The sequence below is a fragment of the Allocellulophaga tsushimaensis genome (assembly GCF_055383085.1).
Map to the genome: position 1 here is coordinate 3,624,778 of NZ_AP039451.1, position 16,602 is coordinate 3,641,379.

6 protein-coding genes are annotated in these 16,602 nt (G+C 34.0%); 5 read left to right on the top strand and 1 reads right to left on the bottom strand.

What is annotated here, in order from left to right:
- Positions 1–28: 28 nt before the first annotated feature.
- Positions 29–1,195, bottom strand: a complete 1,167-nt coding sequence (locus tag ACZ451_RS15675) for a FecR family protein (protein ID WP_464214087.1) — start codon at positions 1,193–1,195, stop codon at positions 29–31.
- A gap of 95 nt (positions 1,196–1,290) precedes the next feature.
- Here ACZ451_RS15675 and ACZ451_RS15680 point away from each other — a divergent pair, with 95 nt between their 5' ends.
- The 5 genes from ACZ451_RS15680 to ACZ451_RS15700 all read left to right on the top strand — a co-directional run bounded on the left by ACZ451_RS15680 (position 1,291) and on the right by ACZ451_RS15700 (position 16,600).
- Complete coding sequence (locus ACZ451_RS15680) at positions 1,291–1,884, top strand: RNA polymerase sigma factor (RefSeq protein WP_464214089.1); 594 nt, start codon at positions 1,291–1,293, stop codon at positions 1,882–1,884.
- Between the two features lie 210 nt (positions 1,885–2,094).
- Positions 2,095–4,566, top strand: coding sequence for a TonB-dependent receptor (locus ACZ451_RS15685; RefSeq protein ID WP_464214091.1), 2,472 nt, complete (start codon positions 2,095–2,097; stop codon positions 4,564–4,566).
- Positions 4,567–4,578: 12 nt separating this feature from the next.
- A complete protein-coding gene (locus ACZ451_RS15690) occupies positions 4,579–11,028 on the top strand; it encodes a hypothetical protein (protein ID WP_464214093.1) in 6,450 nt (2,149 codons plus the stop codon).
- A 58-nt stretch (positions 11,029–11,086) separates the two neighbouring features.
- The gene (locus ACZ451_RS15695; protein ID WP_464214095.1) at positions 11,087–11,605 is read left to right on the top strand and encodes a hypothetical protein; all 519 of its coding nucleotides are present in this window, start codon (positions 11,087–11,089) and stop codon (positions 11,603–11,605) included.
- 30 nt (positions 11,606–11,635) lie between these two features.
- Positions 11,636–16,600: a hypothetical protein gene (locus ACZ451_RS15700; RefSeq protein WP_464214097.1), complete on the top strand. Its 4,965-nt coding sequence runs from the start codon at positions 11,636–11,638 to the stop codon at positions 16,598–16,600.
- Positions 16,601–16,602: the final 2 nt, after the last annotated feature.

The following is a 16,602-nucleotide window of genomic DNA, read 5'->3' on the forward strand; positions in this document are numbered from 1 at the left end:
GTATATTTTTAGTTTAGTTATTTGTTTTTTAGTTTATAATTAATTTTTCACCAGTATTTTCAAAACCTACTGTTCCAGTTTTTTCTATAAAATCTAAAAGTTCAGAAATATGATCAGATCGTTTTAATTTTCCAGAAAAAGTGATTGTTTCTTTTTCTTTATCTTGAAAAATAGGTTCAAAAGCGTACCACCTTGATAGCTCCTCCATAATATCCTTTAGAGGCATTTTATTAAAAATGAAATATCCATTTTTCCAAGCTACTTCAACCTCAACATCTACAATTTCAACATTCAAATTTTCATCAGCAACACTTACAACAGACTGTTGTCCTGGTGCTAAAGTTTGGTTTTTAACACCATTACTTATGGCTACTTTACCTTCTACCAGCGTAGTAAATACTTTATCTTTTTCCTTAATTGCTTTAATATTAAACTCAGTTCCTTGAACTTCTAGTAATTGCGTTTTTGTTACTACTTTAAATGGAGAACCATTATGGGCACTACTTGGAGAAACATCAAAATAAGCTTCCCCATAGACTAATTCAACAACTCTATCTTTTTGATTTGCAAAAGTTACTGGGTATTTAATTTTAGATGCAGCATTGAGCCAAACCTGAGTGCCATCAGATAACTTAATAAAAAATTGCCCTCCCCTAGGTATGGTTAAATAATTATATGCTAACTCTTCTTCATTATTAGCTGTGTTTTGTGCATAAAGAAGGGTCTCGCCTTCACTTTTTACAGTAGTAGTTTGAAAAGTTTTTCCTTTTTGCAAGATAACATGATTACCATTTGCTAAAGTAAGCGTAGCCTTATTAGCGCCTGGCTGTATGGCAGTATCGGTTTTAACCAAAGGTATTGACTCTGCTTCTGGTGATTCAGTAAAAAAGAAAATAGCCGTAGTAATAAGTAATGCAATAGCAGCAGCAACAGCCAATCTCATAATTGACCAGTTTTTAGGAAGTTTTACTACTGATCGTTCTTTTTTAATTTCAGAAAATAATTTTTCTTTGATGGCTTCAACATTTGGCTCATTTAGTGCCATAGTGATGTCTATATTCGTTTTTACATATTCATCAAATAAAACTTCGTTTTCTGGTTTAGACAACCAATCTGTCAATACTTCTATTTCACTTGCCGTTAATGAGCGACTAAGGCATTTAATAATAATAGCTTCTATTTTTTTCTCAACCATTTAATTTGATTCTATACTACTAAAACAAAACAAATTTGAACAACCCTTGCTTTTTGTTTTTTTTTTTTACTATAATTACTTAATTATTGATGAGAATGGAAGATCTTAAAAGTAATAAAGCTTTAGTAACTGCCCTTAAAGAAGGGAAAGAAGAAGCGTATATACATTTGGTAAACACCTATTCCCGAAAGCTTTATGCTTATGCCCTTACGCTAGTTGATGATCATGCATTTGCAGAAGACATCCTCCAAAATGTTTACTTAAAAACTTGGAGGCACCGTAAAAAACTAAATCCAGATTTCTCTATGCAAAGCTTTTTATATAAGGCTTTATATAATGAGTTTATTAATCAATATAAACACAAGCAGCAAATGAGTAAGCTAGAAATAATGTATAGCAATTCGCAGCATCGTGTTTTTCATCAAAATGAAACAATACCTACGGAGAAGGCTATAAAGATGATTAATAATGAAATTGAAAAATTACCTCGTAAATGCAAGCAAATATTTATTATGAGTAAAAAAGAAGGACTCTCTAATATAGAGATCTCCGAATTTTTAGGCATTTCGGTAAAAACTGTTGAAGGTCATATTAGTAAAGGGTTTAAAATACTTAAAAGTAAATTGAACGAGAAAACTAAACTTATTCTCTTTTCTTTATTTAAAAAGTCATCCAAAGTCCATATATAAATATTCTTATAATCACAATTAATATTTGTAAGATTTAAATTACAATTACACATTAAAATTATGACTAATTTTAATGGTTTTAGGAGTTAAACCACAACTTTACCTTTTAAAAACCATAAAAAAAGCACTTATACAACAAAAACTTATACTAGTAAAGCATTATTTCTATTATTGATAAGAGCTTTCTCACGAAGCTCGTCAACCTAAAAATTGCAACTAATTAAAAAACTCACCCTATTTCAGTATATAATTGTTCTACTTTTTGTTGTCAATAATTGCTTTTCTCAAAGCGTTAATTTTGATGAGGTAGGAAAAGATAAGTTACTACGCTATAACGGCGGCGTAGCTGCTAATGCAGTATATTATGACGGTACTGCAAATAGACAAGCACTTACCTATTTTTTAACGGGTAATCTTAATTTTAATATTGCAGGTCTATACAATATTCCTCTTTCATTTACCTATTCTAATCAAGATTTTAATTTTCCAAGTCCGTTTAAATTTAACAGACTTAGTTTTAACCCTTCTTATAAGTGGGTAGCAGCACATATTGGTGACGCTAATATGACATTTTCGCCTTATACCCTGAGTGGTCATCAGTTTACAGGTGTTGGAGTTGATTTAACTCCAGAAGGTCCTTTTCAAATCAGTGCTATGTATGGGCGTTTTTTAAGAGCAACCGAATACAATAGTGAGGAGCCACAGGCAATAACCGCTTACAGAAGAACTGGATATGGAATAAAAACTGCTTACGATTTTAAAAAAATAAAATTAGGTCTTATTTTTTTTAAAGCTAGTGATGATGAAAGTTCTTTAGAAAACCCGTTTCCAGTAGAAATAGGACTAGCTCCTAAAGACAATGCTGTAGTTTCATTAGAGTCAGAATTCCGGTTATTCGAAAAAGCACAATTTAGATTTGAATATGCCATTTCTGGGGTTACAGAAGATGCTCGACTAACAGAAAGAAGCGGCAATCCAGGACTATTATCATTTCTACTAAAAGAAAATATCACTACCAATTATTATAATGCATTTAATGCTTCATTTAATTACCCCGCAGGAAACGGTGCCTTAGGTGTAGGATACGAACGTATAGATCCTAACTATAATACATTAGGGGCTTATTTTTTTAATAATGATTTAGAAAATATCACCATAAATGCCAGTCAAAGTATTTTTGATAATAAAGTTAACATAAGTGTAGATACAGGTTTACAACAAGATAATTTAGATAAAAGCAAATCATCAGAATTACAGCGTATTGTTGCTTCTATTAATCTTAACTATACCGCATCAGAACGGCTTGGTATTAACGGTTCTTATTCTAATTTTCAGTCTTTTACTAATATTCAAGATCAATTCGACTTTATCAATCAAGTTGGTGCATTAGATAATGTAGATACTTTAAATTACCGTCAAATCTCACAAAATGCAAATATTGGTATTAATCTAATCACCAAAAAAACAGAAGCAAAGCAACATAGTGCAAATTTAAATCTTATCTATCAAAATTCTGAAAATCAGCAACAAGGAGAAACGGTAGAAGGAGGCAATAGCAGTTTTTATAATGGTCTTATATCTCATACATGGGGCTTTCCAAAAAACACTTTAAATATTTCCTTAGCGGCAAATACATCTTATAATGTAATTGGCCCAGAAGATCAAAACCTAACGCTTGGACCTACTCTAGCCATATCAAAACAATTTTTTGATAAAAAGCTTCGTACTAATTTTTCTAGCTCATACAATACTTCTTTTACTAATGGTACACAACAAAATAATGTTTATAACTTTAGAGTAAGTGCTACATATGTATGGTTAGAACGGCATAATTTTAATTTAAATGCTTTGTCTTTATTTAGAAATACAATGCTAGCAAAAAACAACGATTTTACAGTAACTTTTGGGTATAGTTATGCGTTTGATAATTTTAAATTAAAACTTAAAAAACGTGAAAAAGTTCCTAACAACCCACTGCGTACTTTAAGTTTTAGACATCGAGGGGTAACGTATAATGGAACAATGGAAGAAATAAATACCCAGCTCACAAACGTGTACGGAAGCTCAAAATTTTCTGATATCCCTTCATTTAAAAAAGAACAACTCAATCAGAATCTTTCTACCGTTAAAAAACAACGCAAAGAAGCCCCTTTTAAAGAAAATGCTATTATTTTCTTAGATGAACTCTATAGCTATACAGACTTCTTAAAATTATATGATGAGGCTTTGTATGCTGTTGTTCTAAAAATTCAGAAAGATATGCAAAGAATAGATATCGCTTTAGAAAAGCGTTTTGTAGAAAAAAAATTAGCGTATGATGAACACTCCTTAAAAGATAAAGCAAAACAGCATTATACTGATGAAGATAAAAAACTAGAAGCAAATTTTGTAGCACTTATTGCAGAGCAAAAAGAACGTTTGGAAAAATTGGTAGGCCATCGGTGGATGCAAAATCAGTTTACCAATTTTACTTCTAAAGAGACCATTGAACACCCAAATGGCTATTTATTAGAATTTAAAAAGGGGATGACTGAAAAAACATATCAAATGTTTGAGGAAGCCCCTAACTTACAAAAATTAAAGTCCTTTTTAGAACAAGAACTTATTGATTTTTATTATAAAAAATCTTTGGATATTGTAAATCCAGAAACTTTTGAATTAAAATATATCAACAAAAACTAAACAAACCAGACTATGAAGAAGCTTATCCTTCTTTTTCATTTTATCCTTACTATGTTCTTAACAGGAACGCAAATAATTTGTGCGCAGTCTTTTCCTGTACAAGTGATACCGCAAGCACTTCCACCAGCACCTATCTATTTTTCGGATTATGCAAACGAAAGTACTGTGAGTAGTCCGTTAAGAGTACAGCTTATTCTTAACGATTTACAAGTAGCTAGTAAAGAAGTTCGCTTAAAAACTTCGTTTGAGGGAAATGGAATAGCGTTTGAAAGTAATACCATTGTTTCTGGAGCCCCATTATTATTTTTAGAATCTGGTATTCCATTAAACCTCACTAATGTAGAACTTGCTCCTTACTTTAAATTTGAAAATATCATTGGGATCTCTCCAAATGTCTATGGGCAACCCATTCCTGAAGGTTCTTATCGTTTTTGTTTTGAAGTTTTTGATGCCTTTTCTGGGAACCGTATTAGTGATAGAACTTGTGCTGGTACAGTGATCTTTCAGAATGATCCACCCATACTAATTACCCCATTGAATAAATCAATTGTTGAAGAACGAAATCCGCAAAATATTGTTTTCCAATGGACACCCAGACATATTAATGTTAGTAATGTAGAATATGAGTTGAGTATTGTTGAAATATGGGATAATCAAATAGACCATCAGGCAGCATTTTTAAGCTCCCCTCCTATTTTTACAACTACAACCCAAGCAACCACTTATATATATGGACCTGCTGACCCGCCCTTACTCTCTGATAAAAATTATGCTTGGCGTGTTCAAGCAAAGGCGAAACAAGGTGCAGAAGAAATTGGATTATTTGAAAACCAAGGTTATAGCACTATTTTCGTTTTTGGAAATACGAGCGTTTGTGATTTGCCATTGGGTATCAAACACGAAGTAAAAGGCGCTACCAATGCCAATATTTTTTGGGACGATATTACAACGGAATCTCCAGAATTTCAAATACGATATCGGGAATTAGGAGCCAATAAAGAATGGTTCTACTCCAAAACCACTGCCAATTTAGTAACCCTTTGGGACTTGGAAGCGGGTACTGAATACGAATACCAATTGGCTAAAACCTGTACTTTATCGGAAAGTGATTATTCTCCTGTTAAAACCTTTAGAACAACTCTTTTTGATGCTGATGACAGCGCTTATGAATGTGGTATTGCACCTGATATTAATGTAACCAATGAAACGCCTTTAGCTAATTTAAACACAGGTGAAAAATTTACAGCAGGCGATTTTCCTGTAACGGTTACAGAAGTTAACGGCAGTAATGGCTATTTCAATGGCAAGGGCTATGTAAGCATTCCTTATTTAAAAAACATAAAAGTAGCGGTTGAGTTTACAAATATATTTATCAATGAATTACGAGAGCTAAAACAAGGAAATGTACAAACACTATACGACCCAAGTTTAAAAGGGATTATAGACCCATGGGATTTTATAGATGATGTAGGTGATATTATTAATGGAGGAGATGCCCTTGTTCTAGATCCAGTAGACTTTGATATTACAGACGCAAGGGTTAGTGAAGACGGAGAGGAACTTATCATTACAGGAACCGATGCAAACGGAAATGAAGTAGAACATAGAGTGCCTTATGATGACACTGATTCCTACCAACTTACCGGAACCAATGGTGTTTTTGATGTGGGTCCAGATGGAACTACTCGGATAGGAGATCTAGCCGAGGGTGGGGTGCCAAATTCAGATAATACCGTTGGTTTGGGTAGCGGAGATGGAGGCACTGCAGAAGACCCAAAGGTGACGATTTGGGAAGATACAGATGTAGTTGTATCCTTTAGAGAAGACGCTTCTGCAAGCTATGGATATGATGCGGTAAACAATGATTATGAAGAATCCAATTACCCAAAAGTAGACCTAGCCAGTGGCGAAAAAGCCTATCCAATTCACAAAGCAGTAGCAGATGGGCAGGCCGATACTTTTTTAGTGGATATTGAATTTAAAGAACAAACTATTACCAAAGAAGATTTGGTCTTTAAAACAGTAAATGGTCTTGAATTAACCGCTGAGAATACAGACGAGAACACCTTTAAAATAAATATTAGCGGTTATAATGGGTACCACAGTGAAGAAGCCATTATTACTTATAAAAAAGAAGATGGTACCCAAGTGGTGGTAGCCAGTTTCTTTATACATCATCTAAAACCATGGAACAATATCAATGTAACCTTGGTTCCCGTAAACGGTGCAAACGTATCTGGAATAAAGGACCAGGTACGTGATTTGTTTACATCCGCAGGAGCCAATATTACCGTTGCCCCTACTACCAATTTTTCTTTGAGCCCAAGTACATGGGATTTGGATGGGAACGGTCATTTAAATTATGATGGCAGTGGATTGCTATCCAACCATCCAGAGGAATTCAGAAAAATATACCAGACCTTTAAGCAAGAGTATGCTTCCTATGCACAGCAAACCTATTATGTGTTTGTTTTAGACGAAGGGATAATCCCTAGCAAAGACATTGCTGGTTTTATGCCTAGAGGCAGCCAGTTTGGCTTTGTATTTACGAGCATAACCAACGGTCAAGTTGAAGGCAAAAGTAGTGTTCAAGAGGTGGTGGCCCATGAAATAGGCCACGGGGTGTTCGATTTAAAACATCCGTTTAAGGCAGGCGTAGATGGAGCAGGAACCGATTGGTTAATGGACTATGGTAATGGTACGGCCTTATCACAAGAAAATTGGAAAAGCCTTGGCTTTGAAGGCATCCGTCTGTATTTCTTTGATAAGGATGAGGAAGGGGAAAAAGCGGTAGTTACTAATATTGAGGCCTTAAATGGCTTTAGGAATGCGGATGGCACATTTACATTTATCACATCAGCAGGAAACCCAATTACAGTGCCTGCTAATATAACTGCAGCTAGTTTTAGCACTGGGGACATATATAACAAGGATCGCTGCAGTAATAATTCCAAATTCAACATTATTCCTTTCGGAATATTGATGTCTTTTTCTCTTGATAACAAAGAATATACCGGTCGGTGGGATTGTGATGAGAGATTTCTTGGCTATATCCCTGAGGGAGGTAGCTCATATTACATAGATACATTCACTAATAATTCTATCAAGAATGCTATCACTGGTATACCTACTGTTGAGCCTTCGGGAAGTATCCATTATAAAGTTGGAATGGTTCCAATAGAACCACAAGGAGGATCTTCTGAATATAGAGGCTCTGGAATGATTCAGGAATATGACTTCTTAATTGAAAAAATTAATGCCATAGCAAGTTTTGAGAAGCTCTATGCAAGGTATTCACCAGAATATAGTCTAGAGGTAAGACAATTTATTTATGACCAATTGGATAAACAAGTTTTTAATGGTCAAAGGTCTTACGAGAACGATGCCTATATTTTTATTCATGCTACCCAATTAGAGTATTATGATATTTTAAAAGGATGCTTTAAAACAGGAGTGCCCGGAGAAATGTTGAAATTTATAACTAAGAATGTAACTACATATACATCTGGTCATTATGCTGGAGAATATGCATCAACAAGCGAGGTGCCAGCCTTTAAAGATACTTTTGAGCCAGATGCAGAAAAAAATAATGTAAATAGCTTGGTTAATCATTGGAAGCTATACGACGTCAATTACTACCCTATTATTGCGGAGGCTGTGAAAAGTTTCAGGCTTCCTGAAGATGCATCTGCCGATGGAATCGTTGATTTATTTAAAGATTCGAATGTAAATAATAATATCTATAGTGATAATTGGGATTGCTTTTGGAATCAATTAGATATAAATGATAGGAAACAGATTATTAGAACTTTTTCCGACGCAGGTCTTATTTTTGATGGTTATTTTGATTTAGACGCAGATTCCGAGCATATTCTGATAAAAATATTTAGAACCACTAGGAAAGAAGATAGACAGGAGTTATTGAATTTTATTGACAATTATAATTATCTCGAATATATATTTGATTCGTTGGACTACAATAAACAGGCAGTATATTTTGTTGAGGAAGTATTTGACTGGCTTCGTGAATTGAATCCCTCAGTTTATGCCAATGATAGAGCTAAAGAAACGGCTTATAATGAATTTGACATATGGTTTAATAATATAAATTATAATAATGATGGATCGCACATCTATTATGATGTAGAACAATATAAGCTAATTGGTTCTAATTGGTTTAATCAAACAGAAACTGGTTTCAGCAATTTTCGCTCTAAATTTAACGACAGTCATGATGGTACTTTTGATTTCTATCATCACTTTGTTGAAAATAACATCAATGGCTCATCTTCTCAGAGGTTTGCAATTTTAAGGGGAAATTTGTCTCCGTTTGATCCAGTTTTTGTTTATCTAGACGATAATAAATTCAAAGAATATAACTCGGAGTTAATAGAAGGTGCTTATGGGATTGTACCATCAATTTACCTTCATTGGCTTGTAAGAGCACGAAGAGCTGACCTGAATGCAACCGCATTTAGAGTTGGAATGAATGTTTTAGCAATTGCTTTAGCACCATTAACCGCAGGAGGATCAACTGTTATTTTATTAATTGAAGTAGCAGCAGCCACTATTGATATTTACATGGCCTTAAAGGAAGATGAAATCAGAGCTAAATATGGTGATGGTGCCATAACCTTTTGGAACGCAACTTATGGACTTTACAATATTTATCAATTTGGCAGAGGCTTTTTCAAGTTTAAGACAAAAGAAGTAAATGGTGACCATAAAATAACTTCTATGCAACTGCAATTAAATCGTTTAGATGAATTAGCAGAAAATTTAATTCAAACTGGTGATCTAGAAAAGAAAACGGACTTTTTAAACAAAATAGATGAATTATTAACAGTCCTGAAAACACCTGCATTTGCCAATTTAGTAAACAAGAGGCAAATGTTTGAAAAACTTTTAGAAGTTCGATTTAAAGTCGAAAAGACACTAGGTGATTTTACAAACATTATTGTTGATAATACGTATCTAATAGTTAAAAATACAGATACTAATTTATCAGTAGCCAAAATTGATTTCATTGATAATACTCCGACATTAACAGGGAATGTAAGATGGTTAAACCCAAATGTAACAACTTCAACTAGGGTTGTTGCTCAATTTGATAAAATTGGATTTACTCAGAATGGTATTGCCAAAGTTGGTAAAATTGAAATAGTTGAAGATTTAGGTCAATTAGGTCAATTCTATATTAAGGTGGTAAGCGCTGGTGTAAATTTTTATAAAACAGGAGCAGCGTTAAGAACATATTTGAATACGATAACCGACCTTCCAAAAGGAACTAATCTTACAACAAATTTATATCGTTCATTAAATAAATCTGCTGAACAAACTTACAATTTAACACCTAACATAATTACTCCACATACAGTTTATAGTAACTGGGGGCGGTACGATTTAGATGGTGCAGAAAATGCGCTGTACTTAAGCCAAACACTTAAAGGAAATAAGCAGGAAATAGCGGCTTATGGCTCGTGGGATAATTACAATACCTATAAATTCCCGAACGTAGATTTATCAAATTTATTAGATATTACGGATCCAAATGTAATTAATACTTTACGTGTATCACGGGAACAACTTCTAAAAATTGATCCTAATGGAGATAAATCCATAATGTATGAGTTTACCAATGAAATTGCCGATTGGGCAAGGATAAAGGGTTATTCTGGTATTATAGTACCAGGAGCACGTGGTACACAAGATTATAAGAATATAGTACTTTTTACTGAAAAAATTGTAAGTCAAACACAATGGTTTAAAATATCAAAAGCAGAAGCCCAGTTAATCTTGAGAGGTGTTTCAGAGTCCGATGCCGAAGATATAGCAATAAAAATTTTATTATTAGACGACAAAATTGGTAATAATTTATTTGCAGATGCTATTAGTGAGTTGGCAGTCAATAACAACTTTAAAAATCCAGAAGATATTTTTGGTTGGCTAAATAATGCTAATATTAATGCGGTTATAAATGCTGAAGATGTTAATAATGTCATTCCACAAATTCAACAAGTATTAAATCAATTCAATGAAATTCAAGTTGGGTTAAAATATTTAAGACAAGGAGAGGATGTTTATATATCCAAACAATTCGGAAACAATATCGATGAAATTGATGTGAGAATTCAAACTGGTTCTAATAGAGGTATAGTTGAATGTAAAAGAGTTTCGGGTGGCGCAGAACGAAATGTAATTGACAGAATTAAAGATATTAGAAATAAGTTTACAGAGCCAGCCAAGTTATCAAATGAGATGAAAATAGCTTACCCTAAACATATTGGACAAATAAGAATTATTAATGGAGGTAGTTATCAAACTATGAATAAATTAGATTTTATGGTTGCAGTAAGAAATAGTCTTGATTCAAATTTAGCTCTTGAGCACCTTAGAGTTATGGATGAGTTACATGTTTCTAATAATACAGGAGAATTCGTCATTTTAAAATCTGAATGGTGATTAACAAAATTCTAAAATATATCATTGGATTAATAATAAAGAATAACACGATATTGAAATGGGTCGATTAATAAAAGGAGAAGAATATAGTATTTACGAAAATTATCCAAATGGTAGCTCATATAAAAAAATGTATGATGCAGCTAATATGGATTTTGATCACTATTTAGAAAAATATTATACAGCACCAAACTTAAATCAATGGAATCAGTTTAAAAGAGTTTTTATAGATAATGCTTTTAAAATGAATAAAAAAGAATATCAAAATTATTTACAAAACAATCAAATATCAATAATTATGAAATTTAATTATGATAAACTTGAAAACAACTATAAGTTAATTAAAGCTAAAAAAATATTTGATGATGAGATTTGTGAATTTTTAGCTTATCTAATGAGTTGTAATTTTTTTAATGAAATAAACATAGATTTTGATCAATGGTTAATAATGAAAGATTGGATTAATCCTGGAAAAAGTAATTATAACTTAAGCATATTAGAAATAATAAATTTTAAAAAAGGAGCGAACTTTTTGAAACAACATCTCATTGAGATGCCCTTATTTAAATTACTGTAGCTAAGCATCATGAAAAAAATTAAATAAATTATGAAAACCGCCCCAAAAAATATATTCATCCTACTACTGCTACTTGTTCAGTGGCTAGCCGCAGCACCTATGGATAATCCTATAGGCGCTACAAAAGCTAAAGACAGTACAAAAATTAAAAACAAGGTTAACGCCTCGGTACAACTACGCATGCAGCAACTAGCCCTGCGTTCTAAGGCTACTTTAGGACTAGAAAACTATAGCCCCACTACAGCAAAAACTTTTAAATCTTTTCCAAAACTCGATGAACAACTGGCGGTTAACAAAGCCTTTCATTTCAACTATGATCAAAGTTTTGAACCTGAGTTTAATCAAAGCTATTTAGAAGAAAGTTTTGTGCAATCAGGTCGTGTTGACACCCTAAAACAAAAGGCAGAACAACTTATTGGAAAACTAAAAGAGCTTGGCAATTTTGTTGATGTACTAACAGGTAAAGACTTGTTATCGCTACCTGTGGGGTTGCGTAAAAAAGACCCTACTTCTGGTAATGAAATTGTGATTGCTGTGAGTAGTGTCCGCTTTCATCCAGAGTACGCAGAATTAAAACTTTGGGCTAAGATGGACATCCCTCAAAGCAATAAATCTTTAATTTTTGGTGCGGAAGGAGTGAAATTCTCACGACAAGGGGCGCTCGTAGGCGATGCAAAATTGGTGTTACTGGGTGATTTTCCGATTGCATTTAATGGAAACAACTGGCTTTTAACACTGAAAGGAGATCAGAACTTAAAAACGGGTGATTTTACTAGTAAAAGTTATATTTCTATAGATTGTAACGGGCTTAAAGAAGTTAGCTTAGATGGAAACCTAAAAGTATCAAGAAATGTTTTACTTCCCTTAAAGGAGGATGGATCTTATATGTGTGGTGATTCTAAAGAAAATTTTCCTGAGGATGATAAAGGAAATAAAAAGGCTCGGGATGGTAGCTGTTATGTAGAAACCTCTTTTAGCGTAGTATCATCAGGTTGGAACGATGTTTTAATTGATGTTACCCTACCCAATTTTGAAATGGTAGGATTAAAAAATTGGGGGTTTAATGTAGAAAATGCGGTGCTCGATTTAAGTGATACCCGTAATTCGGATAATGTTATATTTCCAGAAGTATACAACCAGTTACTACCCTCAGAAAACAGGAATTTATGGCGTGGCTTGTATGCCAAAGAGGTTCGTGTTTTACTTCCAAAAGCTTTTGAAAAAATAACAGGTAACGAAGAACGTGTAGACTTTCGTGCGAATAATTTAATCATAGATAGTTTTGGCCTTTCTGGGGAGTTTACCGCAACAAACATCTTAAAAAAAGGTGAAGGCGGAGCAGGAAAATGGGGTATAACTATTGACTCTCTAGGCCTTAATCTTGCTGTGAATACCGTAGTTGGAGGTAAACTTACAGGGGACATATCCGTTCCTATACTCAGTAAAGAAGAACCCCTTGGTTACAGAGGTTGGATAGCAGAAAATGAATACGGCCTTTCGGTTGCACTAGGCGAAAAACGAGTCTTTAATGCTCCTGCGTTTTTAGGTACTATTGAATTAGAACCAAATTCTATCATTGCTTTAAAAGTTAAAGAGGACAAATTTTATCCTTCAACTAATCTTACGGGAACTATAACTGTTGCAGGAGCAATAAACCAAAAAGCAGAAGAAACTCCTGCAACTCCAACAAGCTCGGCTACAACAAAAGAAGATTCAGAGAAAAAAGATGATCCTAAACCAAAAAAAGCAGATCCACCAAAAAGAGCTAATGGCTTTGAATTTGAAGGAATAAAATTTCAAGAACTGGTCTTACAAACGGAACCAGACAAACCTTTTATCTCCGCCAAATATTTTGGTTTTGAAGGACAATTTCAATTGTTATTTTTTCCAGTAACTGTTTCAGATGTGCAATTAGCTACACAAGGTAATACCCTTGCTGGCTTAAAATTTGATATGGCATTGCATCTGGATGATAACGGAAGAGGTGCCCAAACTTCTATGAGCATTCTCGGAAAATTAGACGAAGCCAATAAATTACATACCTGGAAATTTGATAAAGTAACCATAGACAAAATTGGAGTGGACTTTGATCGCGGAGGAATGCGAATTCAAGGCGAGCTTGAAATTCTGAATGATAATCCCCAATTCGGTGATGGATTTGGTGGAGAATTGGTAGCTACAATAGAAAAACTAAACCTAGAAGTAGGTGGTAAAGGGATGTTTGGCGCAAAACCTATTGAAGCCAATAGTGAGGAAAGATTCCGGTACTGGTTTGTAGATGCATGGCAAAAGAAAACCAAAGGAGGTGATGGTAAATTTCTCATAGATGCATTTATGGGAGGAATTTCTAACCATATGCGGCGTACAGATGAAAATAGTGTCTGGACACCTACAAAATCTATCTATGTCCCTGATCAAAAACTAGGACTAGGTTTAAGAGCTGGAGTGAGTATTGGGGTGCAAAAAAAATCTACGTTCAGAGGAACCGCAGTTTTAGAAATGGTGTATAATTCTGGTGGAGGTCTAAATCGTATTGGATTTGCTGGAGAAGGTGCTTTTATGAGTGCTCAAGATCAAGAAGAAATTTCAGCTGAAGATCTAAAAAAAGTACAAGAAGAAATAACGAAATGGGCAAAAGAAAATCCACTACTCTACCAAACCGCCATAGCAAATGGTAATTTTCTAGATCCAGCAAAAGAAGCTATCCCCATACGAGAAGTAGCCTCTTCAGGTAAAATTGGGGTTTATTTAGGAATCGAAAGAGACTTTACAACCAATACATTTCACGGTACTTTTGAGCTGTACCTTTCTACTTCTGGATTACGAGGAGCTGGCCCAAATAATAAAGCAGGCTTTGCTACATTACACACTAGTCCAGACGAATGGTATTTACATGTAGGCTCCCCTACTGATCGCTTAGGCTTAGTATTTGGTTTAGGAGCTGTAGAAATAGAAGTTGGCGGTTACTTTATGACAGGAAATATGCTACCTACGCAATTGGCCCCACATCCAAGGGTAATTCAGATTTTAGGAGATGGTATTTTAGATAGTAATAGAAGCCCTAATGAATTAACACGAGGTAGTGGTTTTGCTTTTGGGCTTAGTTTTACATATAGGCAAACTTTTCAACACTTAATATTTTATGCTACTTTAGAAATTGGAGCTGGTTTTGATGTGATGCATCGTTTATATCCAGACGTACGCTGTAAAGGGCGGTCTGGCCCTGTAGGAAATAATGGTTGGTATTCTACAGGTAATGTTTATGCTTGGCTCTATGGTTCATTTGGGGTTCGAGTAAAGCTATTATTTATCAAGAAAAAAATTAAAATTGGTGAAGCTGGAATAGCAGCACTCCTTCATGGACAATTCCCAAACCCTGCCTATTTTAAAGGTTATGTAGGAATGTATTTTAGGGTTTTAGGAGGTCTAGTAAAAGGGCGATTACGATTAAAAATTAGCATTGGAGATAAATGTGAACTAGAAAATATCAATCCATTTACCGAAGTGCCAATCATTTCTGATCTTACCCCCATAAATGGATCGGATGATGTGGATGTTTTTACAGCCCCCCAAGCCGTATTTAATTATACGGTAGGGCAAGCTTTTAGTATTGATACTGAAGAAGGCTTGGAAACCTTTAAAATTGAACTAAAAGACTTTATCGTAAAATCTGAAGGCAAAGTAATTCCTGGTACTTTGGAATGGAATAATGATGGTGATGCCGTAACATTTATTCCTGATGAAGTACTTCCTTCTAAAAAAGAGGTGTATGCGGAAGTATCCGTAAGTTTTCAAGAAAAAATAAACGGTAGCTTTAGAGTGGTAACTAAAAGTAGTGGGCAACCTGTTACCGAAAAAAGAGAAACCAAATTTGTAACCGATGTTGCTCCAGATCACATTCCATTAGAAAACATAGCTTATATGTACCCCGTTATGGATCAACAAAATGTATATCCTAAGGAATATGATAAAGGCTATGTAAAACTTAAAAGAGGACAGACCTATCTTTTTGAAAGTGGTTACACGATAAAAGCACAAACGACAGAAAATGGTACTGGAACACGTACTGATTTATCATACAACTCTGCAGAAAAAATGCTGAATTTTAATTTAACGGATATGACTAACGCTAGCAACTATTCCATAGATATTATGGCTTTTCCTCCTGGAGAGAATGTACAAGCGGAAATTGTAGTAGAAGAAACGTCAACTAGCTTTGATGAGGAAGCAGGTGATACCAATTGGTACGATCCAAATTCTGGTAGCCAGAATACCGAAAATACAGGAGCAAGTGTTACTGTAGCTAACAAAAAAGCGGCTAATGTTACAGTAGCTAATGCAAAACCTAAATCACTTTTAGCTTTTAATTATAAAACTAGTGTTCACAATACCTTTAAAAGTAAAATGCGATCCTTATCAATTATTGATAATATAACGGATATTATTGCACCTGATGTACATACAATTCATTTACGTTTACAACGCTATGAGAATTTTGATATTACAGAAATATTAGGTACCAAATATTCTGGAGGTAAGTCTTTGGTATATGGTGAAGCCATATTAAAAGACAATTATTACAAAAAGCAAATCTATCCTTTAAACTATAAAAATTATCCTTTAGATGGTAGTATTCGAGTGAATAGAGAAGAGCAACTTTTGGGTGTTCCTCCTGTTAGAGGATTAGATGTTCCTAATTGGTATGAATTTTATTTGAGAGAACAACCTACATCTCAATATGTAACTGAACGATATCCCTTTATGTATAATTTACCTTATTACTATAAAGACGATTTTGTGCATTTACAATACACTATAGTCAATCGATATATAAATGGTACACCCAACCAAACTATGTACGAAAAGTATAAATATTTAATTGAAGGACAATTCCCTGCTATACCACAAGGTAGCTATAAGACCTATCTTATCTATAGAACGCCAGGTAATATACATACTTCAAAATATGAAATAAAATTTGTAAACGACAACTAACA

Excerpts from the sequence above, each read along its gene's own strand:
- ACZ451_RS15680 (WP_464214089.1), top strand. The coding sequence starts at position 1,291 with ATGGAAGATCTTAAAAGTAATAAAGCTTTAGTAACTGCCCTTAAAGAA.
- ACZ451_RS15695 (WP_464214095.1), top strand. The coding sequence starts at position 11,087 with ATGGGTCGATTAATAAAAGGAGAAGAATATAGTATTTACGAAAATTAT.
- ACZ451_RS15675 (WP_464214087.1), bottom strand. The coding sequence starts at position 1,195 with ATGGTTGAGAAAAAAATAGAAGCTATTATTATTAAATGCCTTAGTCGC.
- ACZ451_RS15690 (WP_464214093.1), top strand. The coding sequence starts at position 4,579 with ATGAAGAAGCTTATCCTTCTTTTTCATTTTATCCTTACTATGTTCTTA.
- ACZ451_RS15700 (WP_464214097.1), top strand. The coding sequence starts at position 11,636 with ATGAAAACCGCCCCAAAAAATATATTCATCCTACTACTGCTACTTGTT.